The 25,342-nt window shown below is 57.1% G+C and carries 27 protein-coding genes, 1 pseudogene and 1 riboswitch; of the genes and pseudogenes, 20 read left to right on the top strand and 8 right to left on the bottom strand.

Annotated features, from left to right (window positions below):
* Positions 1–267: 267 nt before the first annotated feature.
* The 3 genes and pseudogenes from Q0955_RS14155 to Q0955_RS14145 form a co-directional block, all read left to right on the top strand.
* Positions 268–507 (top strand): annotated as a pseudogene (locus Q0955_RS14155) (transposase); the annotation flags it as partial.
* A 645-nt stretch (positions 508–1,152) separates the two neighbouring features.
* The gene (locus tag Q0955_RS14150; RefSeq protein ID WP_299425175.1) at positions 1,153–1,896 is read left to right on the top strand and encodes a transporter substrate-binding domain-containing protein; all 744 of its coding nucleotides are present in this window, start codon (positions 1,153–1,155) and stop codon (positions 1,894–1,896) included.
* Complete coding sequence (locus tag Q0955_RS14145; protein WP_299425174.1) at positions 1,896–4,604, top strand: PAS domain-containing sensor histidine kinase; 2,709 nt, start codon at positions 1,896–1,898, stop codon at positions 4,602–4,604. The genes Q0955_RS14150 and Q0955_RS14145 overlap by 1 nt, the downstream gene beginning before the upstream one ends.
* Positions 4,605–4,688: 84 nt before the next feature.
* Here the strand turns inward: Q0955_RS14145 and Q0955_RS14140 are convergent, their stop codons facing one another.
* Positions 4,689–5,093: a response regulator gene (locus tag Q0955_RS14140; protein ID WP_299425172.1), complete on the bottom strand. Its 405-nt coding sequence runs from the start codon at positions 5,091–5,093 to the stop codon at positions 4,689–4,691.
* Between the two features lie 23 nt (positions 5,094–5,116).
* On the opposite strand from Q0955_RS14140, the gene Q0955_RS14135 reads away from it, so the two are divergent.
* The 5 genes from Q0955_RS14135 (at position 5,117) to Q0955_RS20900 (ending at position 9,912) form a co-directional block, all read left to right on the top strand.
* A complete protein-coding gene (locus tag Q0955_RS14135; RefSeq protein ID WP_299425171.1) occupies positions 5,117–5,329 on the top strand; it encodes an integrase core domain-containing protein in 213 nt (70 codons plus the stop codon).
* A 525-nt stretch (positions 5,330–5,854) separates the two neighbouring features.
* Entirely contained in the window at positions 5,855–6,316 is a 462-nt protein-coding gene (locus Q0955_RS14130) for a (2Fe-2S)-binding protein (RefSeq protein ID WP_299425169.1), read from the top strand.
* A complete protein-coding gene (locus tag Q0955_RS14125; RefSeq protein ID WP_299425168.1) occupies positions 6,313–8,382 on the top strand; it encodes a molybdopterin cofactor-binding domain-containing protein in 2,070 nt (689 codons plus the stop codon). The genes Q0955_RS14130 and Q0955_RS14125 overlap by 4 nt, the downstream gene beginning before the upstream one ends.
* 119 nt (positions 8,383–8,501) lie before the next feature.
* Positions 8,502–8,978 carry a methyltransferase domain-containing protein gene (locus Q0955_RS14120; RefSeq protein ID WP_299425166.1) on the top strand — a complete coding sequence of 159 codons (477 nt, stop codon included), beginning with the start codon at positions 8,502–8,504 and terminating at the stop codon, positions 8,976–8,978.
* 13 nt (positions 8,979–8,991) lie between these two features.
* On the top strand, positions 8,992–9,912 hold the full coding sequence (locus Q0955_RS20900) for an AraC family transcriptional regulator (protein WP_366140689.1): 921 nt from the start codon (positions 8,992–8,994) through the stop codon (positions 9,910–9,912).
* 152 nt (positions 9,913–10,064) lie between these two features.
* Here the strand turns inward: Q0955_RS20900 and Q0955_RS14115 are convergent, their stop codons facing one another.
* Complete coding sequence (locus Q0955_RS14115; protein ID WP_366140688.1) at positions 10,065–10,487, bottom strand: LysR substrate-binding domain-containing protein; 423 nt, start codon at positions 10,485–10,487, stop codon at positions 10,065–10,067.
* 48 nt (positions 10,488–10,535) lie between these two features.
* Between Q0955_RS14115 and Q0955_RS14110 the strand changes: the two genes are divergently transcribed.
* Positions 10,536–11,006: a hypothetical protein gene (locus Q0955_RS14110; RefSeq protein ID WP_299425163.1), complete on the top strand. Its 471-nt coding sequence runs from the start codon at positions 10,536–10,538 to the stop codon at positions 11,004–11,006.
* 54 nt (positions 11,007–11,060) lie between these two features.
* Here Q0955_RS14110 and Q0955_RS14105 read toward each other — a convergent pair whose 3' ends face one another.
* Positions 11,061–11,183 carry a hypothetical protein gene (locus Q0955_RS14105; protein ID WP_299425162.1) on the bottom strand — a complete coding sequence of 41 codons (123 nt, stop codon included), beginning with the start codon at positions 11,181–11,183 and terminating at the stop codon, positions 11,061–11,063.
* Positions 11,184–11,329: 146 nt separating this feature from the next.
* Positions 11,330–11,532, top strand: a riboswitch (cobalamin riboswitch).
* 128 nt (positions 11,533–11,660) lie between these two features.
* Here Q0955_RS14105 and Q0955_RS14100 point away from each other — a divergent pair.
* From Q0955_RS14100 to Q0955_RS14080, 5 genes are read left to right on the top strand one after another with little or no spacing between them, the layout of a single operon-like run.
* On the top strand, positions 11,661–12,446 hold the full coding sequence (locus Q0955_RS14100) for a DUF4198 domain-containing protein (protein WP_299425160.1): 786 nt from the start codon (positions 11,661–11,663) through the stop codon (positions 12,444–12,446).
* A 6-nt stretch (positions 12,447–12,452) separates the two neighbouring features.
* A complete protein-coding gene (gene cbiM / locus Q0955_RS14095; protein ID WP_299425159.1) occupies positions 12,453–13,064 on the top strand; it encodes a cobalt transporter CbiM in 612 nt (203 codons plus the stop codon).
* Positions 13,061–13,648: a cobalt ABC transporter permease gene (locus Q0955_RS14090; RefSeq protein ID WP_299425157.1), complete on the top strand. Its 588-nt coding sequence runs from the start codon at positions 13,061–13,063 to the stop codon at positions 13,646–13,648. Before cbiM ends, Q0955_RS14090 begins: the two co-directional genes overlap by 4 nt.
* Complete coding sequence (gene cbiQ / locus Q0955_RS14085) at positions 13,648–14,430, top strand: cobalt ECF transporter T component CbiQ (RefSeq protein WP_299425156.1); 783 nt, start codon at positions 13,648–13,650, stop codon at positions 14,428–14,430. The genes Q0955_RS14090 and cbiQ overlap by 1 nt, the downstream gene beginning before the upstream one ends.
* Complete coding sequence (locus Q0955_RS14080) at positions 14,427–15,071, top strand: ABC transporter ATP-binding protein (RefSeq protein WP_299425154.1); 645 nt, start codon at positions 14,427–14,429, stop codon at positions 15,069–15,071. Before cbiQ ends, Q0955_RS14080 begins: the two co-directional genes overlap by 4 nt.
* A 6-nt stretch (positions 15,072–15,077) precedes the next feature.
* On the opposite strand, the gene Q0955_RS14075 is transcribed toward Q0955_RS14080, so the two are convergent.
* Entirely contained in the window at positions 15,078–15,935 is an 858-nt protein-coding gene (locus Q0955_RS14075; RefSeq protein WP_299425153.1) for a MurR/RpiR family transcriptional regulator, read from the bottom strand.
* Between the two features lie 191 nt (positions 15,936–16,126).
* Here Q0955_RS14075 and Q0955_RS14070 point away from each other — a divergent pair, with 191 nt between their 5' ends.
* The 6 genes from Q0955_RS14070 to ddpX all read left to right on the top strand — a co-directional run bounded on the left by Q0955_RS14070 (position 16,127) and on the right by ddpX (position 22,119).
* On the top strand, positions 16,127–17,692 hold the full coding sequence (locus Q0955_RS14070; RefSeq protein ID WP_299425151.1) for an ABC transporter substrate-binding protein: 1,566 nt from the start codon (positions 16,127–16,129) through the stop codon (positions 17,690–17,692).
* Between the two features lie 67 nt (positions 17,693–17,759).
* Positions 17,760–18,776, top strand: a complete 1,017-nt coding sequence (locus Q0955_RS14065) for an ABC transporter permease (protein WP_299425149.1) — start codon at positions 17,760–17,762, stop codon at positions 18,774–18,776.
* The gene (ddpC, locus tag Q0955_RS14060; RefSeq protein ID WP_299425148.1) at positions 18,776–19,666 is read left to right on the top strand and encodes a D,D-dipeptide ABC transporter permease; all 891 of its coding nucleotides are present in this window, start codon (positions 18,776–18,778) and stop codon (positions 19,664–19,666) included. The genes Q0955_RS14065 and ddpC overlap by 1 nt, the downstream gene beginning before the upstream one ends.
* A 1-nt stretch (position 19,667) precedes the next feature.
* Positions 19,668–20,645 carry an ABC transporter ATP-binding protein gene (locus tag Q0955_RS14055; protein ID WP_299425146.1) on the top strand — a complete coding sequence of 326 codons (978 nt, stop codon included), beginning with the start codon at positions 19,668–19,670 and terminating at the stop codon, positions 20,643–20,645.
* Positions 20,642–21,598, top strand: coding sequence for an oligopeptide/dipeptide ABC transporter ATP-binding protein (locus Q0955_RS14050; RefSeq protein WP_299425144.1), 957 nt, complete (start codon positions 20,642–20,644; stop codon positions 21,596–21,598). The genes Q0955_RS14055 and Q0955_RS14050 overlap by 4 nt, the downstream gene beginning before the upstream one ends.
* Entirely contained in the window at positions 21,595–22,119 is a 525-nt protein-coding gene (gene ddpX / locus Q0955_RS14045) for a D-alanyl-D-alanine dipeptidase (protein ID WP_299425143.1), read from the top strand. Before Q0955_RS14050 ends, ddpX begins: the two co-directional genes overlap by 4 nt.
* A 20-nt stretch (positions 22,120–22,139) precedes the next feature.
* Here the strand turns inward: ddpX and Q0955_RS14040 are convergent, their stop codons facing one another.
* From Q0955_RS14040 to Q0955_RS14025, 4 genes are read right to left on the bottom strand one after another with little or no spacing between them, the layout of a single operon-like run.
* Positions 22,140–23,180, bottom strand: coding sequence for an iron ABC transporter permease (locus Q0955_RS14040; protein ID WP_299425141.1), 1,041 nt, complete (start codon positions 23,178–23,180; stop codon positions 22,140–22,142).
* The gene (locus Q0955_RS14035; RefSeq protein ID WP_299425181.1) at positions 23,181–24,092 is read right to left on the bottom strand and encodes an ABC transporter substrate-binding protein; all 912 of its coding nucleotides are present in this window, start codon (positions 24,090–24,092) and stop codon (positions 23,181–23,183) included.
* Positions 24,093–24,140: 48 nt separating this feature from the next.
* The gene (locus Q0955_RS14030) at positions 24,141–24,923 is read right to left on the bottom strand and encodes an ABC transporter ATP-binding protein (RefSeq protein WP_299425140.1); all 783 of its coding nucleotides are present in this window, start codon (positions 24,921–24,923) and stop codon (positions 24,141–24,143) included.
* A complete protein-coding gene (locus tag Q0955_RS14025) occupies positions 24,920–25,324 on the bottom strand; it encodes a DUF1636 domain-containing protein (protein ID WP_299425138.1) in 405 nt (134 codons plus the stop codon). The genes Q0955_RS14030 and Q0955_RS14025 overlap by 4 nt, the downstream gene beginning before the upstream one ends.
* Positions 25,325–25,342: the final 18 nt, after the last annotated feature.

Here is a 25,342-nt window from a genome sequence, read left to right as displayed (position 1 = left end):
CCGCCGCAAGGCGGCTTCGTTCGTTCCGAGACAATCCCAACGACAAAATACCCGCCAATTCTACATGTAGATCAATGTCAAAGGCTCGTAAGAGATAGCCAAAAGACCAAGGTGACCGGCGCCGTGACGACGGTGCACGACATTGCGGCGGTCGTGCCCACGCCGGCCGTGCCCAGGTTCTCGACCCTTTTCTGCCGCCAATCGTCTCCGGCATCATCCTCATAAATCGATGCCTAAGATCCGCTTTTTAACAACTTCGATGAGAACATGTTTGATCTTTTTTGGCTGCCGGATACGCAGATGTACGTCTAAAGCCCTTCTGCCCGACGTCCCACGGCAGGCCACGCGTTGATGGTGGGTGTGTGTTGAGTGGGACCAATTGTAAACCGCAATGGTTTACGGTAGCGGGATGCTCCTGCTACCTAGGGCCCGCGTAAGACGCTCTACAACCGCTGGAAACGGTGGGGCCACAAAGGCAGATCCGCCCAGATGTTGGGCGACCTGGCTGAGAACTTGGGGAGCGCAGCTTGCACAGCGCTGGGGCAACAAGATTGCCATGGTCGCCCTGGCTCGCCGTATCGCGGTCAAACTCTACCGAATTTGGATCGATGGCACTGTCTTCAAATCAGATGTCGCACCAAAATCGGCCCAATGAAATGAAACTTCAGCCGTTATCTTCTTGAACACAGGTTCATGAGGTCCCAAGAGGACGCGGGGCCGATGATGCTGCGGTCAGGACCGTCTTTGGCCTTTGTCGAGCACGCCTTTGATATAGGTAAATCGGAATTACGTCGAACCAGCATCATGTTGGCAACCAAAGTGTTGACCACGAACCGAAGCATGCACTCGAAGGATCTCACAGGGCACTTGCGATAGAATTTTGGGGCGGCAAGAAACATGAATGACCCGCCCTGAGGGATCCAAACGTTTGCAAGAAAGGGCTTTACTGAGCCACTCCCGTTTCCGAAGTCCTGAGCCTAACACCATAAACATCTCCATTTGGGTCGGACCATTAGGTGTTGTGAGCCGCGGCTTAGAGATCCTATTTTCAGGGGCTTGATCCGCCCCCCTAAAAAGTAACAACATACGTAAACTCATCTCGGTCCTGAGGAGAGCCATTGTTGAAACGGACATAGAGCGGGGCATTTTGTTATGAAGCATTCTTTGAGTTATGTGGTGTCATTGATTGTCACAATCTTCGGAGCGAACGCGAGTACTGCGGACACTGTAGAGTTTGGAACGTTCGACTTTGCGCCTTATGTGCTTCACGATGATCCCGAAGGCCGCCACGGGCTATTTTTGGATATCACCACGGCCATTGCTGATCGCGCGGATGTTCCGATTAACAACAGCGTGCTGCCCATTGCACGGGTGATCAAAAACATGGAACGCGGCCTGACTGATTGTGTGGTTGCGCTGGAAACCCCGTGGACCTTGGAGCATTTGGCCCAAGTCTCCGAAATTCACGACCGACTGGAAATCATTATTGCAACGCGCCCGGAATTTGAAATCACTCAACTCAGTGATTTACGCGGCCAACGCCTGGCAATTCCGCGCGGAACATTCCGTGGGTCCCCGGTCATGTCAGAGCCAGAAATTGAACGTGTTTTGACAAACGGTTACGAGCAAAGCATTGACTTGCTGAGGGCTGGCCGGGTCGATGCAATTGCTGGAACGGCGCTTAGTCTCTATCATAGCTTTACAACTGAAAACGTAAAACGGCATGACATAGGTGTCGTCTTTCCTGTCGAAAGCAACTCCTTGTGGTTGCAATGTGTCAAAGGTCAGGTTTCGGACGACATATTGGCAAAAATGGATCAGGCAACCAGTGCCCTGAGAGATGAAGGGGCGATCGACGCCCTTCTGCAGCGTTATATTCCACCAGAGTTCAAATAGTGCCGGATCCGGACGACACGTCGCGCACAAAGTTCACGAATAGCCTTTCGTTTCGTCAGGCACGTGTTGCGGTGCTTGTCGGTTTTGTATTGGGCATAGGCTTCAGTGCCATCCAGATATTCTCGGATCTGCGACGTGAAATTCTACAAATCGACACGACGTTTGAACAGTCCCTGAAAATACTGAAGGACTCCGCATATCAAGCCGCATTTGGACTCGACAAAGAGTTGGCCCAGACCGTCGTGGACGGCGTGTTTCATCAGTTGGCGATTTCCGAAGCGACCATCATCGATAGCTACGGCGACACGATGTATTCACGAACGCGCCCACAGTTGAAAACCTCCCTGTCTTGGCTGGCAGAAGGGATTTTTGGAGAGGTCAAGTCGTACTCAACGGAACTGTTGGAGGAGGAAACCGACTTCTATGCGGGTGAGTTAATAATCCGAGTCGATACCAATGTTATTGCCAGAGACTTCTTCAAACGCTCCGGGCTTGTCCTGGGGTTTGGTGTCCTCCGAAACCTCTTGTTGGCGACCGTGCTTGCCTTACTTTACCACAGAATGCTGACCAAGCCGCTTCGGGAGATCGCTGACCATATCCACGAAGGGGCAGCAGAACTGCCTGTTAGCAAAGAGCACAAAAATGACGAGTTGGGTGAGATTGCGCTTGAGTACAATAAGCTTTCCTTTGACCGCGCCCAAGCTCTGCTGCGCCTCAAAGAAGAGGAACAGAGATATCGGCGGCTGATCGCAAACAGTCAGGTCTCTCTATCCAACGCCGACTACTCAGAGGTCATCAGATCGCTCAATCAACTTCGCAACGAAGGGGTAGATGATCTGCGGCGCTACCTCGATCTGAATGAGGAAACGGCATGGCAGTTGTTCACATCAATAGAAATACTGAGCGCAAACGACGCAACTTTGAAACTGTTCGGGGCAGCGTCTGAACATGAGCTGATGCAACAGGCCAAAAAGACTTTTGGTCCAGAAACACTTGAGATGTTTGAGGATCAGCTCTGTGCGATTTGGGACAAACACAGAATGTTCCGGGCAGAGACCGTTTTTCACACACTAGTTGGAGAGGAAATCATTGGTGTGATTTCGCTCCCTCTGCCTGACACAGAGGCGGGATTTAACAGTATTCCTGTCAGTATTCTGGATGTTACCGAATTTAAGAATGCGGAAACAGAGCTCACGTTCCGAGGCGAGATCATCGAAGTTGTTGGCGAAGGCGTGCTGGTGTCCCGGGTGTCTGATGGGGCGATTATCTACACAAACGCATCGCTTGATACCACATTTGGCTATGATCGCGGCGAGCTCACAGGTCAGGTTGTTAGCGTGCTCAATGCCAAAACGGACTCCACCCCCGAACAGATCTCATCGACCATTGCCGACAAAATTCTGAAGGGCGAGCGATGGGAAGGAGAAGTGCTCAACGTGCGCAAGGACGGATCACTGTTTAGCAGTGAGCTGTCTGTGACCGGCTTTGAGCACTCGGTGCATGGGGCTTTGGCTATCGCGGTGCAATCCGATGTATCGGACCGAAAATTGCTTGAAGACCAACTCCGACAATCCCAACGAATGGAAGCGGTTGGCCAGCTGACAGGTGGGGTGGCACACGACTTCAACAACCTGCTGGCGGTCATGCTTGGCAATACAGAGCTGCTAGAAGATCTGGCAGACGAGACACCAGACGCTACAAAATTCATCAAGACCATTAAATCGGCTGTGGACCGGGCGTCCTCGCTAACCGGGCGACTGTTGGCCTTCTCCAGGCAATCGACGTTGGCGCCTGTTCCGGCAAATGTATGTGATTTGATTGGCGGTCTCGACGACATGCTGCAAAGAACGCTGGGGGCCACCATCGACCTGGCTGTTGCGTGCCCAGACGACCTTTGGCCCGCGTTGATCGATACTCATGAATTTGAAAATGCGCTGCTAAATCTCGTTCTGAATGCGCGAGACGCCATGCCGCGCGGCGGGCGACTGACCATTGAAACTCAAAATGCCACTTTGGACGAGTCTTACGCGGCACAATCCACAGAGGTGACCCCAGGAGACTATGTACAGGTGACGGTGAGTGACACTGGGGAGGGCATGTCAGAGGAAATTCAACGCAAAGTGTTTGAGCCCTTTTTCACAACAAAAGATGTCGGCAAAGGCAGTGGTCTTGGCCTCAGCATGGTCTTTGGCTTTGCCAAACAGTCAAACGGACACGTCACGATCTACAGCGAGGAAGGTCATGGGACCTCTGTGAGTCTCTACTTGCCCCGCTCCAGCGACGTGGTGGCTGAAGTGGAGACAATTCAAAATGCGCAAAAGCATGCGCAGGGCGTCGGGCACATCCTGGTGGTCGAAGACGATGCTGCCGTGCGGAGTATCTCGGTTTCCATATTGCGAGCTCACGGCTACACCGTCCAAGAGGCGGGGAATGGCCAGGAAGCGGCCCAACAACTGCAAGACGGTCAGAAATTCGATCTCTTGTTCACAGATATGGTGCTGCCGGGAGGCCTCAACGGGATTGAAATTGCCGCGCTCGCGCAAAAAGGGCAGCCCGACATCAAGGTACTTTACACCACGGGGTTTGCGGAAAATTCATCTGTCGAGATTCAAAAATTGGTCAGCGATGGATTACTGATCAACAAACCGTTTCAACGGGCAACGTTACTGGACAAAGTGCACCAAGTTTTGGACATCAAACGAACGTGAGGCGAGCGGTCCAGGGCCCGTGCGAGCTTTCGTCCCCTTAGCGCCCGGTCGTTGACAAACGCCTTTTTGCCAATGGGGGAGGCTTCACAAAGATTGCGCTTGCATCTGAGCCAAAGCGCCAGCTTCGGTTTGTAGTAGGTCTCTCAGAAAGTCTCGAGACAGCGGTTTATGAATGCTATCGCCGACATCAATGTCACGCGCCTGCGCAATCAGTTTTGCCGCTTCCATGGACGGCGCCCCGCCACCGGTCATAAAGCGCAAACGCATTGGACGGTTGAGCGCCGCAATTCCGGAGATAACCTCGATCCCGTCCATATGTGGCATGTTAATATCAACAAGCAACAAAGCCGGCTCGTCACCTTTTTTCAATTTTTCCAAAAGTTTGAGGCCGTTGCTGCATATTTCAGCTTCCCACCCGTCTCGGGTTGCAACATGCGCCAAATACTCCGCAAACTCGACATTGTCGTCCGCGATGTACAGTTTTTGCATCCGGGCTGTCCTAGATCGTTGGGATGAAACAAGCTCAAGCCTACCCAATCCCCGACAAAAAGCAACTCATCGCACCGCTCCAGGGTCGGTATTGGTTGCCAAATCTCGTGGGCCACTTCCTCAAGCTGGAACAATGGCAGGAGGACTACAATACCCACAGACCACATTCGGCGCTCGGAAACCTGACGCCCAGAGAATTTGCTGAGAAAAGAATGATGGACAAACTGGCTGCGTAAGGCCATCAAACCTACCCCAAGAACTCTCCGCACCGTGGAGGAAACTTGGGGCTCAGGCCTCAAACTACCAACCAAGTCTCCAAAGCAACGGTAGCGTTGCAATCGGAGACTCCGCAAAGTTTTGTGCAGGCTGTGACCTGAGCCAAGGCACGCGCCACATGTCCAATCGGGGAATGGTGGCGTAGGGGTATTGCAATGATCGGCCCAGCTGAAGGCGCTCCAAGCGAAGAATGCCAAGCTCAAGCGCCTGCAGGAAGTTGCGTTCCGGGTGGTGCGGGATCAAGTTATCTTACCACACCGGGGCGCCCGCCTGATGACCCTTGAAAACGCATGGTATTGAAGTTCATCGCGGCCAAGCGATGCCGAAAAGGGTATCGCCGGATCGGCGTGAAGCTGGAATACACGTGCGGCCCAATTATGCCTTGTCCAGCGCCGTGCCCCAAAGCTCTGACAATGGCGCGATCGTTCAATACCGGACGTGTGCTGCAGCCTATTTAGTGACCGAAAGCACGAGCGAGGGCTGTGATGAAAATTCTTCTAAACAATGAAAATCAGGTAATTCCGGAGCCTTGGCGGCAGGGCTCTCTACTTTTTCTGCTCAGGGATTATTTTGGACTGGTTGGTGCCAAATTGGGGTGCGGTGAAGGTGTGTGCGGCGCTTGCACGGTCATCGTGGACGGTGTCGCCATACGCTCATGTATTACGTCTGCCGATAGCGTGCAGGGCGCGCGCGTTGAGACAGTTGAAGGGCTGGCCGGAGACGGCGGCCCCCTGCATCCCGTGCAGCAAGCCTGGCTGGATCATGCTGTGCCGCAATGTGGGTATTGCCAAGCCGGACAGATCATGTCGGCCGTCGCATTGTTGCGTGAAAACGCGCAACCGACGTCAGACGAGGTCGAGGATGCGATGGAGGGGAACCTCTGCCGATGTGGCACCTATCAGCGTATTCGCGCTGCAATTCACAGTGTCGCGGAGGTAAAAAGATGAACCGACGTGATGTGTTGCGCGCCGCGAGCGGCGGTCTTGTTGCGGTGATTGGTCTGGGTGCGGCGGTGTGGAGCCAGGTGCCTGTTTTGCCCAAGCGGCCTGCGCCAACTGCCGGCGATGCGATTGGGTGGATTCGTTTCAAAGATGGCGCATATGAATTGACCCTTCCTAGGGTCGAAATGGGTCAGCACATTGCCACGGCGCTTAAGCAGGTTGCTTGTTCCGAATTGCACGTCGCGTGGGACAAGGTGCAGGTTCAATTACATGACACGAACTTGCCGCGGGTGAAGGCGACCGTTGGCAGCGAGTCGGTTGCACAGTTTGCTGAACCGCTGGCCCAGGCCTGCGCGAGTTTGAGAGTCGCGATCAAGGAGGGGCGCGATCATGGCTTGGTGACTGTTACCCCACGCCCGACTTCCGAGTTGAGCGCATTCAAGGGCGAGGGGGTCGTTGGTGTGTCTCCGGAACTGGTCCAAGGGCGCGACATCGTGCAGGGGCGGCCCTTGTATGCCGCGGACATGGTTGGGGCTGACATGCGTCATGGTCGGGTTTTATTTGCGCCAGTAACAACAGATGTTGGATCGCGTCCCGTTAAGTGGAACGCTGCGGCGGCCAAGGCAGTGCCGGGATTTGTGGCCTTGGTCGAGGAGGTGCCGGGGCCGCGAGGCCACACGGTTGGTCTTGGCATCATTGCACGCCATCCAGACGCTTTGAGTCAGATTGCCGAGGCGCTCGCCATTGAGTGGGATTTGGACAGTGCGCCTGATATTCTGGACATGGAGGCCGCGATCGACATCGACAAGGCACTGTCTCCCACCGGATTAAAAAATGCGGTTATGAATGACCCTGTGGAAGAGGGCGCTTGGGACGGGAGTTTTCGTTATGATTTCGCTTTTGCACCGCATGGGCAAATTGAGCCGCGCGCCGCAGTGGCAGAATGGCAAAATGGCACGCTGACGGTTTGGACTGGTACGCAGGACGCGTTTTACATTCGTGATGAGCTGGCCGATCGGTTTGGGATGGCGCCCGGAAACGTTCGGGTTCAGTCCATGCGGGTAGGAGGCGCTTTCGGTGGCAAAGTCTTATGCCGCGCCGAAGTGGAGGCTGCGTTTCTGGCGCGGGAAAGCGGCACGCGTGTCAAAGTCCAATGGACGCGGTCACAGGAGCTTTCCAGAGCCTATCACCGCCCGCCGTCCTCTCATCGGGTGCGCTTCAGGTTATCTGAGGGGCGGCTCACGGACTGGGATCACCAACAGATGTCGTCACATATCATTTTTACATCCGCAGGCATTCCTGCCTGGATGCAAGCAGGCACTAATTTGGCTGCTGGCGATCCCGGTGTCGCACGTGGCATGAAGATGCCCTACCAGGTGGCACGGGCCCGTGCGTCTTATGATTTGGTTCGCCTTCCAGTGCATTCCGGACCATGGCGTGGGCTTGGAGCGGGACCCAATAATTTGGCGATTGAGTGCACGATTGATGAAGCGGCGTGGACCCTTGGTGCCGATCCTGTCGAGTTTAGGTTACGGCATTTGCAGGACCCGAGGCTAAAAGCGGTTTTGCAGCGTGTTGCGGAGAGCTCGGGCTGGCAGGGTCATGCGCCTAACCAAGACAGCACGGAGCGAAAAGGACGTGGGGTCGCATGTGGGATTTACAAAGAGCACAGCTATGCGGCAGTGGTTGCCGATGTGTCTGTTGCGCCAGATGGCACAATTCGCGTAACCCGACTTTGGTGCGCACATGATTGTGGCATGGTGATCAATCCCGATCAGGTGCGCGCGCAATGTGAGGGGAATTTGGCGTGGAGTGTCGGCCTGGTACTGCATGACGGGTTGCCGGTGTCAAATGGCGGTGTTGTTGCGGATCACTTCTCGGAAACGCCCATCCCGGCCATGCCCGAAGTGCCAAAGATGAGCGTGAACCTGGTTGAGCGATCACACGCCCCCTCCGGCGCAGGAGAAACGGTGATTGTGGCCGGGCCAGGTGCAATTGCCAATGCCATCCGTGCGGCCACAGGCATGCGCCCAACGCGGTTTCCCGTCGTGCCGTCGGAGTTTGCATTATGACGTTGTTGCCAAGTGAGACAGGGGGCAAGAACATCTCCGCGAGCCACTCTGGCCTGTTTTTCCGCGAATGGGTGAAGTCACCACTGTCCATAGGCGCCATTGCTCCTTCAGGAACGGACTTGGCGGCCGAGATCACCCGAAACATTCAGGCTGAAGAGGGGCCGATCATTGAATTGGGACCGGGAACAGGGGCGTTCACAGCGGCGCTCATCCGGAGAGGCATTGCCGCGGAACAGATATTTGCGGTGGAAAGCAACCCGTGTCTTGCCGAGGCGTTGACCTCGCGTATTCCTGGTCTCCGGATTGTTTGTGACGACGCCGAGTCCGTCTCGCACCTGATGCCGTTTGATACCCCGGCCGCGGCGGTTCTGTGCGGATTGCCGTTGCTATCCATGCCGCCTGAAAAGGTCTGCGGTATTCTTCGGGCAAGTTTTTCTGTTCTAAAACCTGCCGCCAGCTTTCGGCTGTTTACTTATGGGATGCGCTGTCCGGTGAAACAGGTGGTATTGGAGCAGCTTGGTCTGGTTGCACATCGCGTGGCATTTGTGCCTCGAAATCTGCCGCCGGCTTCTGTTTACTACTTGCAGCGAAAATGAGCGACAGGTGCCCATGACTTCATACGACTCTGGTGACAATTTCGCGTCCGCTGCCATGATGCGCATCCTTGCGTTGGGGCTTAAGCAAGAGGGGATTCACTTTGATGTGCCGTCCTCAAGTGGCGCGCATGTGCCTATTCACGAGAAACGCAAGGTCTTGGATGAGGTTATAACAAGACTTGGGCCAGTGTCGCTTCTGCGTGTCTCCGATGCCGTTCGCAAACTTCCGCCGGAGCCTTTGGCACAGGCTTTGTTAAAGGCAAAAACCATTGAGGATCTGCATCGACGTTGGACGCGTATGGAGGCCTTCACCCATGGGCGGCATAGGTTGCATTTTGAAGCCAAGGAGCGGGGCAAATATGTGCTTCACCACCAAGCCAGTTCCGGATCGGTGCTTCCATCACAGGCAGAAACTCTTTTGGTTGTCGGGGTTTTGACCAACCTCATGGAAATTGTATCCTCAGCGCCTGTGACGGTTGCCACCTTACGAGGTCAGGTTTGGAGGCAAAATGAAACATGGTTTCCACCGGCCGTTCCTACAGATGACAGAAGGGTCATTCTGGAGGTAGGTGATGTCTCTGCCGCACCAAGGCAGGCCTTTGCGTCAGCCGGGGAACCAACAGAGATTACGGCACGCATCCGATCTCTATTGGCCGCAGATCCACTCCGCAGGTGGTATCTGAGTGAGGTTGCTGAAGAACTTTGTCTGTCTCAGCGCAGTTTGCAACGTCACCTCGCCAAACAGGCCACAACTTTCTCTCGCTTGATCGCAGACACCCGATTGCAATGTGCCGCCAAGCTTCTTTGCGAGGAGCCTGGGAGAGGGCTTGCGGAGGTTGGATTTTTGTCCGGGTACAGTGATCAAGCTCATTTCACGCGGTCGTTTTCTCAGCACGTAGGGCTGTCCCCCCAGTCCTATCGAAATAATGTCTAGTTTGCTGATGTGATGTGTTCCGTGGGTTTTAGGCAGGGCCGATGCGGAGTTTGTCTTTGCTGCCTGTTCAAATGGACCATTCAGGCAGGGCAGTTCACGCCCACATCTGTCTCCTCACAGCGCCACTTGATGGCGGGGCATCACTCTTTTCCTTACAGCTGCTCCCAGATCCGTCGTCCCACGGGGTCCAATACCTGGCCGGCGCGTTTGGTCAGGCAGATTGGCAAGGTTAAATCACCAAGTGTCGGCAGGCACACCAAATCTCCCCGCGCAATCTCCGCCTCCACCATGTGATCTGGCAACCGCCCCCAGCCCAAGCCGGCCAGCAGCAGGTCTTTTTTGGTAGACATGTCATTCACGAACAATTTGGGAGCCGCCTCCAACAAACCGGTGTTCGGCGCCTTTTCGTCACTCGGCTTGGCCACCACTTGTGGATGCCGCTCCAACTCTGCTTTGCTGATAGCTTCAGGCGACATCGCAATCAGATCCGGGGCAGCCACCAAAGGGAAACTCATTTCAGAGATCTGGCGATAATCAAAAAATGGGCTGCGCGCCGGTGCGCCCAAAATCGCCATGTCGACCTCCCATTTGCCGCACGCTTCGTGCAGGTGAAAGGCAGCAAAATGCACTACGTGGACGAAGGCTCTGGCGATCCCATCCTGTTCATTCGTGGCAGCTGGTTTGTCGAAGTCACCGGGGTGCTGCCTGACGGGGCCGCCTATCAGAACATCATGAATGTCAATGCGGGTGGCACCGCCGACATTGTGGGCGGTTGGATGTTTGGCGCGGCGGGCGTGAAATTCACCGACAGTCCGGCCAGCATCACAAGGGTCGATGGCAACCGCTTTGAAATCCAGATGTTTGCCTTTCTTGCGGACGTCGAAAGCGGGGCGCCTAAAGGCATGAACGTCACCGTTTATCGTGGCGAGATGGAGCAAAACGCCGAAACTTTCGCGGCTGAAGCGGATCTCTATTACCTGCCTTGCTCGATCGAGTATTGCCCCGCTCCAAACGTGGTTGACCTTGGCGCCCCTGCAACGGTTGCTCAAGTCACAGGCACCCGACTGGCGGGGCCGGTCAACGTGAGCCACTGAACATCAAAGCCAAAAACAGGCTCGGCACGCCCAGATTTTTGCCGGGCCAACGCTTCAATTGCCTTCTTTCAGAAGCTGAGGGCACACCCGGAACGGTGTCAGGGTGCGATACTCCCGTGGGAAATAAAAATAGGTTCCCGGCTCCGGCGCGTGATGCCCGGTGAATACTTCGTCCAACTCTCCTCCCGTTCATGTGGCTGAAATAGCGCGACCAGGTTGGTCACCGCCATGCCAAGGCAATGCATGCGCCGTGGCAACATGCCGTTCGCAATTTGCACCCACTGCGTCGCATTCCCTTATTGACCAATCCTGCTTTGCTCTGGCAAACACGCAGCATGTTCGGTTCCGGGGAATCCTCGGAAGCAATAGGGAATGCAGTGCGGCTGACGTTTCGGCCAACTCTGCAACTGCCCCCGCAACTGTAAGCGGCGAGCACAGCTGATCATGCCACTGGGACACTCCGGGAAGGCCAGCTTTGTGTTTTGACCCGCAAGTCAGGAGACCTGCCGAACACGCGCCCCCGGAAGGGGCGTGCATCATCGGCGACGGGGTGTGCGCTGGATCTGTGTGTCGCGCGCGATATTCGGTTCCAAACCACTCCAAGTCACACACCAAATGCGCCGGGGAAGGCGCAACGTGATAAGGACTATTTTTGTGAAAACATTGCTTTTGGCGGCCACCGCAGCTCTGACCCTGCCGGTTATGGCACAAGCGCATTTCCTGCTTGAGTATACCGAAGACACCATGATCGCGCGTCCCGGCGATGTGCCGGTGAAGCTGATCTTCTGGCACCCACATGACGCCGGTCACGTGATGACCCTGGAGAAGCCGGAAGAGTTCTACGTGATCCACAACGGCGAAAAAACCGACTTGATGGACACGCTGGAAGAGACCACGTTTGATGGACCTGACAACAGCGCAAAAGCCTTTATGGGTTCAGTACCCGTTAAACGCTCCGGTGACTACGTGGTCGTGACTGTGCCTACGCCTTACTATGAAGAGTCAGAAGACATCTACATTCAGCAGATCACCAAGGCTTACCTGAACCGCAACGAGCTGCCCACCGATTGGGATCAGCCACAGGGGCTGGCCACCGAGATCCTGCCGCTGAACAAGCCTTACAACGTGATCGCAGGCGGCACCTTCACCGGCCGCGTATTGAGCGAAGGCCAACCGGTTGCCGGTGCGGAGATCGAGATCGAGTATATGGCGGCGGAACCTGACTTGACGGGCACCGGTACCAAAGCCACAACTGTTTCCCCACTACCGGGTGGCGCGATTGTCGCGATTTCTGATGGCAACGGCTACTTTACCTTTGGCGTACCTAAAGCGGGCTACTGGGGCTTTGCCGCTCTCGGATCTGGTCCGGCCACTGAGCATGAAGGCAAGGAGCTGAGCCAAGACGCGGTCATCTGGATCCGCGCTTGGGATCTGGAGTAACCCCATATGCACATCGTTGACGGAGCCTTGTCCAACCCTGTTGTGATCGGTGGTGCATTTGCCGCCGCTGGCGGGATTGCCGTGGGTCTCAAGTCGCTTGACATCGACCGCATCCCAACTGCCGGGGTGCTGTCTGCCAGCTTTTTTGTCGCCTCGCTGATCCACGTGCCAATTGGCCCGTCTTCTGTGCATCTGATCTTGAATGGTTTGGCCGGGCTATTGCTCGGCTGGGCTGCCTTTCCGGCGCTTTTTGTCGGGTTGTTGTTGCAAGCCGTGTTCTTTGGCTTTGGTGGCCTGACGGTGCTGGGCGTGAACGCCTTCAACATTGCCATGCCCGCCGTGCTGGCCTGGATGATCTTTGGCCGCCTGATTGGCCGCGGCTCGCCTGTGCAAGGCGCGATCTGGGGCGGCCTTGGCGGGGCCTTTGCCATTGCCGCCACGACCCTCTTCGTGGCGGTGTCCCTTGCGTTGACGGGGGATGAGTTCCTACCTGCCGCCAAACTTGTGTTCTTTGCCCATATTCCGGTCATGGTCATCGAAGCCGTGCTCACTGGCTTTGCGGTGCTTTTGGCGCGTAAGGTCAAACCGGAGTTGTTTTTGAAAGGATCCTCCGCGTGAAGCAGCTGCTCTTGATTGTCTGCATGATCTGCGCGCCACTTCCTGTGCTGGCGCATAAGGTGATTGCGGGAGTTTTCCCGGCGGGCGACGCCATCGAAGGCGAGCTTGGGTTTTCCAACGGCGACATGGCCGTGGGGCAGGAGGTCATTGTGTTTGGCCCCGATGGTGCCGAGCTGGGCCGCACCGTGACCGACGAAGATGGCTTCTTTCTCTATACGCCCACTAGTCCCGTGGCACACACCTTCACCGCCGACATGGGCGCGGGCCATGTGGCCAAGGTCGTCATGCCCGCCGAAGAGGTGGCGGAGATCATGGGCGTGGCCGCAGAGATTGTAGAGACGCCGGTTGCCGCCTCCGACGGACCTGTCGAAGGCGTAAACGTCGTCACCGTCGCGTCCCTGTCTGATGAGGAGCGTCAGGTGATTGCCAAGGCGGTGCGTGATGAAATTCGCCCACTCCGCCGCGAGATTGCCGCCTATCGCGAGAAAAACGACATGCAAAACATTCTTGGAGGCATCGGCTATATCATCGGCCTATTTGGCATTGGCTTTTACCTTGCCGCCCGTAAGAAGATGGCCGCCTGATGGCACATGTGCTGGAACCCAAAGCCAAGACACTGGCCGAGGCTGGCAGCGATGCACCCTATGGCGTGATCGGCGATCTCGACCCGCGTCTGCGCGTTGTTATGGCCTGTATTTTCGCCATCACCACTGTGGCGCTGACCACGATCCCGGCGCTGATCGCAGCGCTCGCCACCGCCATTTCCCTGTTGATGATGTCCCGCCTGCCAATCCGCCGCACGCTCAAACGTATGGCAATGATGGACAGCTTCATCATCTTTATGTTGGTGCTCTTGCCTTTCACCATGCCTGGCGAGCCGATGTTCTCCGTCTTTGGCTTCCCCGCCAGTTGGCAGGGCCTCTGGAAGGCCATCGAGATTGGCCTGACCGCCAATGCGGTGATCCTCACGCTCATGGTGCTGGTCGGCACCATGGAGCCGGTCACGCTTGGCCATGCCTTGCACAAATTGCGCTGCCCCGAGGTACTGGTGCATCTCTTGATGTTCACCATCCGCTACATCGAAGTACTGCGCGAAGAATACCTGCGCCTGCGCGGCGCTATGAAGATTCGTGGCTTCCGGCCCGGCACCAATTGGCACACCTACCGCAGCTTTGGCTATCTGGTGGGGATGATGCTGGTGCGCGCGATTGAACGCTCTGAGCGCATTCTGGGTGCGATGAAATGCCGGGGCTTTTCAGGCCAGCTGATCTTGTTACAAGAGTTTCGCATGACCCGTCGCGATCACCGCTTTGCAGTCCTTCTTGGCGGGGTGTGTGTCGGCCTGCTGTTTCTGGACTACCTATGACGATCCTCGCGCTTGAAAACATCCACTTTGCCTACCCCGGGCAGCCGCCGGTGCTGGATGGCGCGTCGGTGCAACTTGCGGCGGGGCAGCGTTTGTCGATTGCAGGCCCAAATGGTGCAGGCAAATCGACCCTGTTTCGCATCGCGCTGGGTCTACAGCATCCGATGTCGGGCTCCGTGACCATCTTTGGCAAAGAGCGCCGGGTGGAGGCGGATTTCCACGAAGTGCGCCGCCGTATTGGTCTGGTGTTTCAGGACCCGGACGATCAGCTGTTTTGCCCCACGGTGGCCGAAGACATCGCCTTTGGTCCGCTAAATTTGGGCCGCACCAAAGGCGAGGCTTTGGCGATTGTCGACAAGGTGCTCACCGACCTAAACCTGATGCACCTGCGTGACCGCATTACACATAAGCTCTCCGGCGGCGAAAAGCGCCTTGTGACCTTGGCCACAGTGCTTGCCATGGAGCCCGAGGCGCTACTGCTGGATGAGCCAACCAACGCGCTGGATACAAAAAACGAGGCGCGTCTCCTGGAGATCCTGCAAGATCTTCCTCAAGCCATTCTTTTGGTTAGCCACAACCCGGCTTTCCGCGCAGCATTGGCGCCGGATACGTTGGAGTTGCGGGGCGGCAAACTGGTCTAAAACCACCTATTCCGGCAGGAAATTGTCGAACAAATCCTGAGACTTGGCGACCTGTTCCACCTTGTCACGCGCCTTGTCGCCAAGCTCCGTGACCACATCTTGAAACATCAGGTTCAGACCAAAGTGGATGCCGGTCGGGAACGGCAGGAACATATGGCCTTCATTGGGGTAGGGCAGCATCACGTCGCTCAGGCTTGAGCCCCAATCACAGAACTCATCGCAAAACAGGATCACCTTGAAGCCGCGCTCCCGCGCCGCTTTGGCAAGGATCGGTCCGTGATTGCCGTACCGGAACGTATCAATCAGGATCAGCGCCTTGGTCTCGGAATCATCGCCAAACACCTCGGCATAAACCCCGTCGGTGCCATCCAGAAACATCACATTGGAGCGCAGGTACTTTAGCCGCATGGCAAAGCCATTCGCCAGATACTGCATCACTTGAAACCCCACCGCCATGACGCTTTCGGAGTGGGCGATATATTGCACCGCTTCTTGCCAGCGTTCGGTTTCTCGCAAATCCAGCGCGGTGCGGATGGCGGCATTGGCGATGGCGTGGTCCTGCGTCGCGTCGCGGGTTTGGCTCGCTTGTTTGAAACTTTTGAAGCGGCTGCCGATTCGTGCGGAAGTCGGACCGTAAAGATCGCGCCGGGCATCCGCGCGCAGCTCGTTCAAATTGGTAAACCCCAGCTTCTTAAAAAACCGGCTCACCGTCATTGGGCTGACTTGCAGTTTTTCAGCAATTTCGGCGCTGGTTTCTAGGGCCACCGCCTCGGGCCGGCTGCTCAGATAAGTGGCAACACGTTGTTCCAGCTTGGTAAACGACTGGTTTGCACTGGCAATTGCCTCCGAAATATTCACGCCCATTCTCAGACCCTTCTGTCCGACGCTGTCCCCATTGGGAGGACTATATCAAAAATAATTGGTATGCACATACCATAACGGTGTTGACTGTTATGGCAATACCATGGAGGTTCAGGGCACTTGCCGTTGGGGAAGACCCCCCAACGAGACTCGACCAAGTGGTCACAGATATCGTTCTGGGGAGGACAGCGAAGATGAAAAATTCACATTGGTTCCAGGTGGTTGGCGCAGCAGCCGTCACAGTTGGCATGGCGGTTAACGCGCCATTGGCCATGGCAGATGGCGATGCGGACCTGTTGGTTGTGGCCAAAGCGTCTGATCCACAAACGCTCGATCCAGCGCAAACCATGGATAACAATGATTGGACCGTAACATACCCATTGTACCAACGGTTGGTGGCCTATGACGTGTCCGAGGATGGCAAAGGCCTAACCTCTGTGGTTGGCGAGCTGGCCAGCGACTGGTCCGCCTCGGATGATGGCACGGTCTGGACGTTTGATCTGGCCTCCGGCAACGCCTTTAGCGACGGCGCAGCCGTTGACGCGGCCGCCGTGGAGTATTCTTTCAACCGCCTGATGGCGCTGGGCCGCGGTCCGTCTGAAGCCTTCCCGGGTGGCATGAAAGTCGAAGCCACTGGCGATATGCAGGTGACCTTCACACTGGAACAGCCGTTTGCACCGTTCCTCTACACGCTGGCCAACAATGGCGCTGGCATTGTGAACCCGGCTGTTGAAGGCAAGGGTGACGATCACGGCACCGAATGGCTGTCCGCCAATTCCGCGGGCTCCGGCGCTTACATGCTGACCGGTTGGGAGCGTGGCCAAAGCCTCGTGCTGGAGCCAAACCCGAACTACGGTGGCGCAACGCCGGAAATCGAAAAAATCCGCGTCGACATCATTGCAGAAGCGGCCGCGCGTCGTCTGAAGCTTGAAGCGGGTGACGTGCACATCGCGGAAAGCCTGCCGGTGGACCAGCTGGACGCTTTGGGCAGCACCGATGGTGTTGAAGTGCAGAACTACCCAAGCCTCAAGGTGACCTACCTCTACCTGAACAACAAAGTGGCGCCTCTGGACAATGTTGATGTGCGTCGCGCGATTTCCGCAGCGGTGGACTATCAGGGCATCATCGACGGTATTCTGGACGGCAACGGTGTGCAGATGCACGGCCCAATCCCAGAAGGCATGTGGGGTCAGAACAAAAACGCGACCCAGTATTCCTATGACCTGGCCTCTGCGAAAAAGGCCCTCGACGTGGCTGGCGGCGCAAGCGAGGAAATCTCCTTCCTCTACTCTGATCGTGACCCGCTGTGGGAGCCAATTGCCATCGCGACCCAAGCGTACTTGTCCCAATTGGGCCTGAACGTGAAGCTGGAAAAGCTGGCCAACGCCACCATGCGTGAGCGTTTTGACACTGGCGAATTTGGCATTGCCACCGGCAACTGGAGCCCGGACTTCGCGGACCCTTACATGTTCACCAACTACTGGTTTGACAGCAAGCGTCACGGTCTGGCGGGCAACCGCAGCTGGTACTCCAACGACAAAGTTGACGGCCTGCTGCAGCAAGCGGTTGTGAGCTCCGACACGGCAGAACGCACCGCGCTTTATGGTGAGCTTCAGGAAATCGTGACGGATGAGGCGGCCTATGTCTATCTGTTCCAGAAAGACTACCGCATCGCCGTGCGTGATGATGTCGAAGGCTTTGTCTTCAACCCAATGCTCGAAGATATCTTCAACTTCGGTGGCATGTCTCTTTCCGACTAAGCCCCAAGCAATTGGCCTCAGACCGCTGCGGCGGTCTGGGGCCTTCAGCCAATAAAGAAACGCGCCGATGTCCTTCCTCAATGTCATCCGCCGCCGATTGATGTTCCTGATACTGGTTCTCTTTGGCGTGACGGTCATCACCTTCACCATCTCAAATCTCATTCCCGGCGACCCGGCCCGCATGATTGCGGGGGACCGCGCGACGCCGGAGATTGTGCAAAATATCCGCGAGGATCTCGGCCTCGATAAACCGCTTCCGGTCCAATATCTGCGCTACCTCGAAGGTGTGGTCCAAGGCGACTTCGGAAACTCAATCCGCACCCGTCGTCCGGTGCTCGAAGACCTGCGCATCTTCTTCCCGGCCACTCTGGAATTGGCGCTCACTGCGCTGTTCTTTGCCACTGCTTTGGGCATCCCACTAGGCGTGGCCTCCGCTGTGTGGAAAGACAAACCAATTGACCACTTTGTGCGTGTGATTGCCGTGACCGGCATCTCCACACCGGCGTTCTGGCTGGGCTTGCTGGTGATCCTGCTGTTCTACGGCAACCTCGGCTGGCTCCCCAGCGGCGGGCGCATTGACCCGTCTCTTGAAATGCCCACCCGCGTCACTGGCTTCCTGATGATCGACAGCCTGCTGGCAGGGGATTTCCAAGCCTTCGGCTCCGCGCTGAAACACATCCTGTTGCCAGCCTTCACCTTGGGTTTTGTGCACCTCGGCGTGGTGGCCCGCCAAGTACGCGCCGCGATGCTCGAAGAGCTGCAGCAGGACTATATCCGCACCGCCAAAGCCAACGGTCTCAGCCGCTTCAAAGTGGTCTTCACCGAAGCGCTGCCCAACGCCATGATCCCCTCGATCACCGTACTTGGCCTTGCGCTGGGCGACCTGCTCTACGGCGCGGTGCTGACCGAAACCGTCTTCGCCTGGCCCGGCATGGGCGCCTATGTGGTGAACTCCATTCAGGCGCTGGATTTCCCGGCTGTGATGGGTTTCACCGTGGTGGTCTCGCTGGCTTACGTGCTGATCAACTTGGCTGTTGATTTGATCTATATGGCGGTTGATCCGCGCATCCGGGAGGTCTCGTGATGAGCGACGCAACCGTCTCTGTGAACCCAATCAAACGCGCGTTGTCGCGGGTGGATTGGGGTTATCTCTGGTATCAAATCAAGAAAAGCCCGCTCACGCTTGGCGGCGGCGCCGTAGTGCTGACCGTGCTGTTTCTGGTGATCTTCGCACCGGTCTTTGCCACCCATGATCCCAACGCAATCGATCTGCGCGCCCGTCTGGCTGCGCCCAGCTGGGACCATTTCTTTGGCACGGATGAAGTGGGCCGTGATCTCTACTCCCGCATTCTTTATGGCGGGCGGCAATCCGTGGCTGTGGGCTTCTTTGTGGTGCTGGTTGCCGGTTTCATCGGCACGTTTGTGGGCGCTTTTGCCGGCCTGATTGGTAGGCGTGTGGATGTGGTGATCATGCGGCTGATGGATGTGGTGCTTTCTGTGCCGTCCTTGGTGCTGATCATGGCGCTGGCTGCCGCGCTTGGCCCAAGCTTGATCAATGCGGCCATTGCCATCGCCCTGGTGCGCATCCCGGTCTACGTGCGCATTTCACGCGGCCAGACTTTGCTGATCCGAGAAATGTCTTTTGTAACCGCCGCCGAAACCTTCAAAGCGTCCAAACTGCACATTCTGCGCTGGCATATCCTGCCCAACATCCTATCTCCGGTCATGGTGCAGGCGACGCTGGACCTCGGCAGCACCATCCTTCTGGCCTCCGCGCTGAGCTTCATTGGCCTTGGTGCGCAGCAGCCCACCGCCGAATGGGGCGCCATGGTGGCCACCGGACGCAACTACATCTTGGACCAATGGTGGTACTCAGCCTTCCCAGGCTTTGCCATCCTGATCACCGCCACCGCCTTCAACCTCTTGGGTGACGGCATCCGCGACATCCTTGATCCCAAACAGAAGGCACGCTGACATGGCGGACCCAGTACTAAAAATTGACGGGCTGGAAGTTCTGTTTCCAGGCTTTGCAGGTGATGTGCACGCGGTGAACGGCGTGGACTTGGATGTGCAACCGGGCGAGATTGTAGGCCTTGTGGGCGAAAGTGGCTCGGCCAAGTCGGTCACGGCCATGACGGCACTTGGCTTGTTGCCCACAGGCGCGTTCCGCCAATCTGCGGGCACCATCAGCATTCTGGGGCGGGACGTCGCCACCATGTCTGAGCGCGAGATGAACAAGCTGCGCGGCGGCGATGTGGCGATGATCTTTCAGGAGCCACAAACCGCACTCAACCCCACCAAGACCATTGGCAAACAGATGTTGCGGGTGATCGAACTGCACTCCGATCTGCGCGGCATGGCAGCCCGGGATCGGGCCATCGAACTGCTCAAGGACATGCGCATCAACGATGCCGAAGAAATCTTGGGGCGCTACCCGTTTGAACTCTCCGGCGGTATGCGCCAGCGTATCCTGATCGGCATGGCCTTTGCCTGCTCACCCAAGCTTCTGGTGGCGGACGAACCCACCACCGCCTTGGATGTGACGGTGCAACGGCAGGTGCTGCAATTGTTGCACGCCAAGGCCCGCCAAACCGGGGCCTCGGTGCTGTTCATCTCACATGATTTGGCAGTGATCAGCCAGTTCTGTGACCGCATCTATGTGATGTATGCAGGCCGTGTGGTGGAATCCGGACCGGCGCAAAAGGTGCTGGGCAATCCGCAACACCCCTACACCGCCGCCTTGATCGAAGCCCTGCCTGAGGACGCTGATCCGGGGGCGCCGCTTGCGTCAATTCCGGGCACCGTGCCCAATCTGGTCAACCCGCCAAAAGGCTGCGCCTTTCAGGCCCGCTGTCGTCACGCACATGCCGCTTGTGACTCGCGTCCTGTGCTGACCGACGTTGGCAGTAAACACCAAGCCGCCTGCTGGCTGCGCGAGGAGATCTCCGCATGACTACTGACAGCGTGATGACGCTCTCCAACATCCACATGCGCTTCCCGTTTGGCGAAGACTGGCGTGGTCGCCCACGTGGGTTTGTGCATGCGCTCAACGGCATTGATCTCGAAATCCTGCGTGGCAAAACGCTGGGTGTTGTTGGTGAATCCGGCTGTGGCAAGTCCACCTTGGCGCAGGTGCTTATGGGCATTCGCAAGCCGTCTGAGGGCGAAGTGATCCGCAACTTTGGCGCAGATCATGATGTGCAAATTGTGTTCCAAGACCCGCAAAGCTCGCTCAACGCGCGTATGCCGGTCTGGCGTGTGATCACCGAACCCGTCTTTGCTGTTTCCAAACGCCCCAAAGCCGAATTGCGTGCATTGGCAGCCGATCTTGCCGCCAAAGTGGGCCTGCGCCCTGAGGTGCTCGACCGCTATCCCCATGAATTCTCCGGTGGTCAGCGTCAGCGGATTGCCATCGCCCGCGCGCTGTCCTCCGATCCGGATGTGATTGTGCTCGACGAGCCGACCTCGGCGCTTGATATCTCCATTCAGGCGCAAATTCTGAACCTGCTCAAAGACCTGCAGGCTGAACGCGGCCTGACCTACATTTTCATCTCCCACGACATTTCCGTGGTGCGCTATCTCTGTGATGAGGTCGCCGTGATGTATCTGGGTCAGGTGGTGGAGCATGGCGCGTCTGACGCTGTCCTTGCCGGGCCCAAACATCCCTACACCCGTCTCCTGCTGGACTCGATCCCCACCATGCGCGCCACCGGCGGGCTGGGGGAGGCGCTTAGAAACACGGACCTGCCGTCCAACCGAAACCTGCCCACTGGCTGTTTCTTTAAAGACCGCTGTGAGCAGGCAGGCGCGGGCTGTGACGTGCGACAAAACATGGTGCCTACCGAGCAGGCCCAGGTGCGCTGTTGCCAAACAACAGCCGCCACCCCACAAAAGGTGTCCGCATGATGCTGGTCCCAATTCAACACGCGGCCATCGACGTGCAACTTGCCTATGCGAGCACCAATAACTTCGCCGGTGAGGTGCTCTACACCACGCCGGAGGATCAACAGGCGCGCTTGCACACACATGCCGCCGATGCGCTCTTTCATGCCGCCGATCGCGCCGCCGCCCTTGGACTGCGCCTTCTGCTGCTGGATGCCTATCGTCCCCAAGCGGTGCAACGCCGCTTGTGGGAGGTACGGCCCGACCCCGAATTTGTTGCAGACCCCGAGATCGGCTCGGATCACAGCCGCGGTACCGCTGTGGATTTGACGCTCACGGATGCCGATGGTGCCGTGCTTGACATGGGCACAGACTTTGACGCCGCCCTGCAACAATCGCATCACTCCAGAATCGACATCTGCCGTGAAGCTCAGCAAAATCGTTTGATTTTGTTAGGCCTCATGGCAGGTGCCGGTTTTGAGTTGAACCCCTATGAATGGTGGCACTACGCGCTGGAGAATTCGGAGAACTATCCGCTTCTCTGACGTAGTTGGGGCAGGGCGCCTTACCGCGCCCTCCGCCGCAACAGCCAGACAAAGAACATCCCGCCGATCAATCCGGTGACAATGCCAATGGGCATGTCTTCCGGTGCCATAATCGTGCGGGCGATGATGTCGGACCACAGAAGGTAGATCGCCCCAAACAAGGCCGAGGCCGGAATCACGCGGGCATAATCCCCGCCCACCAACAGGCGCACAATGTGCGGCAGCATCAGACCAACAAAGCCAATCATGCCGGAAAATGCCACCATCACCCCGGTGACCAACGCGCCGACAACAAAGATGATCAGGCGAAACCGCGCCACCGGTATGCCCAGCGTGGCAGCGGTCTCATCACCCACTGTCATGGCATTCAATTTGCCCGCGTTGGCCCAGATGTAAGCCCCGCAGAGGACAAGGACAGCAAAGGGGAAAGCCAGATGACTCCATTGTGCCAATCCCAATCCGCCCAACATCCAGAACACCACCGTGTGCGTTGCGCGTGGATCGCCCAGAAAGATCAGCACATTGGCCAGCGACATCACAATGAAAGACACCGCCACGCCCGCTAAAATCAACCGATCCGCGCTGGTGGCCGAGGCAAACTGCGACACCGCTAAAACCAGCAAAGTAGCGGCCAGTGCCCCGCCAAAGGCAAACAGCGGCACGGTGATCAGGCCCAAAAACATGCCGGTGTGCATCAGTGCCAAAATCGCGCCAAAGGCAGCGCCGGAGGAAATGCCTAACAGATGTGGGTCCGCCAGTGGGTTGCGCGTCACAGCCTGTAAACTGCCGCCAACAACCGCCAAACCGGCCCCCATCAGGCAGGCCAACAAGGCGCGTGGAAACCGAATGTCCCAGACAATTGCCTCGCGTCCTTTGGACCAATCCTGTTCCATTGTGCCCGGCGCCACCTGATTGATCAGGATGCTCCAAACCGTGTGCAGGGGCACAGACACGGCCCCGACACTGATTGCGATCGAAATCGAGAAAAGCAACAGGAGTCCCCCTGCGCCAATCACATAGGGAAATCTGCTCTTTGGCTGCCCTGCTGCTCTCTCGCCCATTTACTTCGCCCGGAATGCTTCGGCGAGGGTTTTCACCGCTGCGATGTTGCGCGGTCCCGGGGTTGCCTCAACGTACTCAAGGGTCACAAACCGGTCGTTCTTCACGGCGTCCATCTCCGCAAAAGCCGGGTTGTTCATCATAAACGCACGTTTTTCTTCGGCGGTCACATTGCCGTAGTTCACGATCACGATGACCTCCGGATTGCGCTCCACAACCGGCTCCCAGCCGACCTTGGCCCAGCTTTTCTCCAGATCGTTCATGATGTTGGTGCCGCCAGCCGCTTCAATAAGCGCGTTTGGCATTGCATAGCGCCCTGCGGTGAACGGAGAGTCTTCGCCGCTGTCATAGACAAACACACGCGGCGCGGTGTCCAGCGGTGCCAACCCATTGGTGAAGGTCGCAAGATCCGCTTTGTAGCCATCGACCAGCGCATCCGCCTTGTCTTTCACATCAAAAATCGCGCCGAGGTTCATGATGTCTGTGTACATGTCTTCCATACTGGCGGCGTCTTTTTCGCCAATGTGAATGCAGCTTTCGGTCAGCTCATAAACCTTGATGTCAAACGGTGCGAGGGTCTCCGGCGTGACTTCGCCGCCCACTTTCATGCCGTAGTTCCAACCGGCAAAGAAGAAGTCCGCCTCCGCACCGATCAGCACTTCTTTGGATGGGTACTTTGCAGAAAGCTCCGGCAGTTCTTCCACACCGGCGCGCATCTCTTTGTCCAGCGTCTTCCAGCCGGAAATGCCGGTGTAACCCACCATGCGATCCGCTAGCCCCAGAACCAGCATCATCTCGGTCAGGTTCACGTCATTGGAAATGGCCGCTTTTGGCGGCGCGTTAAACGTCACTTGGCGGTTGCAGCTGTCCACGGTGGTTTCCGCCAACGCGGTGTTGGTGGACAGGGCCAGCAGGGCGCCAACAGCGGCAGTGGTCAATTTGGTGGTCAAAAATTTGGTCCTTTAGGTGGGGAGGTGAAACGTAAGGTGTTGGTTCTGACTGACGCTCAGCACCTGGCGCTGGGCGGTAATCGAAAACGTGTCAGAGACAAGCTGTTCGCTGAGCACGTCATCGGCGCTGCCAAAGCCTAGGCAGTGTCCGTTTTTCAAAAGCAGGATGGCGTCACACACGTCTGCGGCCATGTTGAGATCGTGCAGCGAAACCACGATGGTCAGCCCAAGCGACCGGATCAGCGAGAGGATTTCGAGCTGATGGCGAATGTCGAGGTGGTTGGTCGGCTCATCCATCACCAACACTTGCGGTTGCTGCGCCAAAGCCCGCGCCACCATCACCCGTTGGCGTTCCCCGCCCGACAGCGTGTCAAAATCGCGGGTGGCCAATACTTCCAGCTGCATCCGCGCGATTGCTTGGGTTACTATCTCCGCATCCTGTGCCCCACTCGATGACAAAGCGCTGCGATGCGGGGTGCGCCCCAGCGCCACAATGTCACGCACCGTCAAGCCAAACGCGCCGGGTTGTTCCTGAAGCACAGCGGCGACCTTGCACGCTGCCGCTTTGGCGGACATGCCCCAGAGATCCTGCCCATCCACCATGACCTGCCCCGTTGTGGGTTTCTGATAGTGATAGATCATTCGCAACAGCGTCGACTTGCCCGCGCCATTGGGGCCAACCACACCAAGCACGCGCCCTGGATAGACCTCAAAACTCACAGGGTGCAGCAGAAACGGTTGGTTTTTTGCAGGACGCCAACAGATGTCTTTGGCCACCAAATGCCCGGTTCTCATGACAGGCGCTCCGCGCTGTCCTCAATCGCCAACATCATCGATGGCACCCGCGCCAACGTGTGTGTGCGCAGCTTGCCGGGGCGATCCACCGAGGAGCACCAGCCATCGCCTAGCACCGCATATTGCTGTGCAAAGGACACCAAGTCTTCGATATCCTGCTCCGGTGTGATGTCGCCAAACAGATAGGTGGCCTTGCGGGTGCTGTGATAGGCCACAGTGCAAGGATGTTTGCAGCCCGCCATACAGGCGACGCCCGAAATCTCGAACTCTTCCGTGATCGCATCACCCGCCATCTCGATGGCTTCGCGCAGGCGCTTGATCAACTCATAGCCGGGGCGACAGGTCTCGCCGACATGTTTGCAGGATGTGCAGATAGAAATTCTGTGGGTGGTGTGGTGCATCTCGCCCTCCGCGATAGC

It is taken from the genome of uncultured Shimia sp. (assembly GCF_947493595.1).
Lineage (GTDB): Bacteria > Pseudomonadota > Alphaproteobacteria > Rhodobacterales > Rhodobacteraceae > Shimia.
This window is presented reverse-complemented; position numbering and strand designations above follow the sequence as displayed.

Coding starts and splice junctions, on each gene's coding strand:
- Q0955_RS14115 (WP_366140688.1), bottom strand. CDS start 10,487: ATGGCGATTTTGGGCGCACCGGCGCGCAGCCCATTTTTTGATTATCGC.
- Q0955_RS14055 (WP_299425146.1), top strand. CDS start 19,668: ATGGCGGACCCAGTACTAAAAATTGACGGGCTGGAAGTTCTGTTTCCA.
- Q0955_RS14025 (WP_299425138.1), bottom strand. CDS start 25,324: ATGCACCACACCACCCACAGAATTTCTATCTGCACATCCTGCAAACAT.
- Q0955_RS14130 (WP_299425169.1), top strand. CDS start 5,855: ATGAAAATTCTTCTAAACAATGAAAATCAGGTAATTCCGGAGCCTTGG.
- cbiQ (WP_299425156.1), top strand. CDS start 13,648: ATGGCACATGTGCTGGAACCCAAAGCCAAGACACTGGCCGAGGCTGGC.
- Q0955_RS14080 (WP_299425154.1), top strand. CDS start 14,427: ATGACGATCCTCGCGCTTGAAAACATCCACTTTGCCTACCCCGGGCAG.
- cbiM (WP_299425159.1), top strand. CDS start 12,453: ATGCACATCGTTGACGGAGCCTTGTCCAACCCTGTTGTGATCGGTGGT.
- ddpX (WP_299425143.1), top strand. CDS start 21,595: ATGATGCTGGTCCCAATTCAACACGCGGCCATCGACGTGCAACTTGCC.
- Q0955_RS14050 (WP_299425144.1), top strand. CDS start 20,642: ATGACTACTGACAGCGTGATGACGCTCTCCAACATCCACATGCGCTTC.
- Q0955_RS14110 (WP_299425163.1), top strand. CDS start 10,536: ATGCACTACGTGGACGAAGGCTCTGGCGATCCCATCCTGTTCATTCGT.
- Q0955_RS20900 (WP_366140689.1), top strand. CDS start 8,992: ATGACTTCATACGACTCTGGTGACAATTTCGCGTCCGCTGCCATGATG.
- Q0955_RS14140 (WP_299425172.1), bottom strand. CDS start 5,093: ATGCAAAAACTGTACATCGCGGACGACAATGTCGAGTTTGCGGAGTAT.
- Q0955_RS14075 (WP_299425153.1), bottom strand. CDS start 15,935: ATGGGCGTGAATATTTCGGAGGCAATTGCCAGTGCAAACCAGTCGTTT.
- Q0955_RS14070 (WP_299425151.1), top strand. CDS start 16,127: ATGAAAAATTCACATTGGTTCCAGGTGGTTGGCGCAGCAGCCGTCACA.
- Q0955_RS14065 (WP_299425149.1), top strand. CDS start 17,760: ATGTCCTTCCTCAATGTCATCCGCCGCCGATTGATGTTCCTGATACTG.
- ddpC (WP_299425148.1), top strand. CDS start 18,776: ATGAGCGACGCAACCGTCTCTGTGAACCCAATCAAACGCGCGTTGTCG.
- Q0955_RS14150 (WP_299425175.1), top strand. CDS start 1,153: ATGAAGCATTCTTTGAGTTATGTGGTGTCATTGATTGTCACAATCTTC.
- Q0955_RS14135 (WP_299425171.1), top strand. CDS start 5,117: ATGAAACAAGCTCAAGCCTACCCAATCCCCGACAAAAAGCAACTCATC.
- Q0955_RS14040 (WP_299425141.1), bottom strand. CDS start 23,180: ATGGGCGAGAGAGCAGCAGGGCAGCCAAAGAGCAGATTTCCCTATGTG.
- Q0955_RS14030 (WP_299425140.1), bottom strand. CDS start 24,923: ATGAGAACCGGGCATTTGGTGGCCAAAGACATCTGTTGGCGTCCTGCA.
- Q0955_RS14125 (WP_299425168.1), top strand. CDS start 6,313: ATGAACCGACGTGATGTGTTGCGCGCCGCGAGCGGCGGTCTTGTTGCG.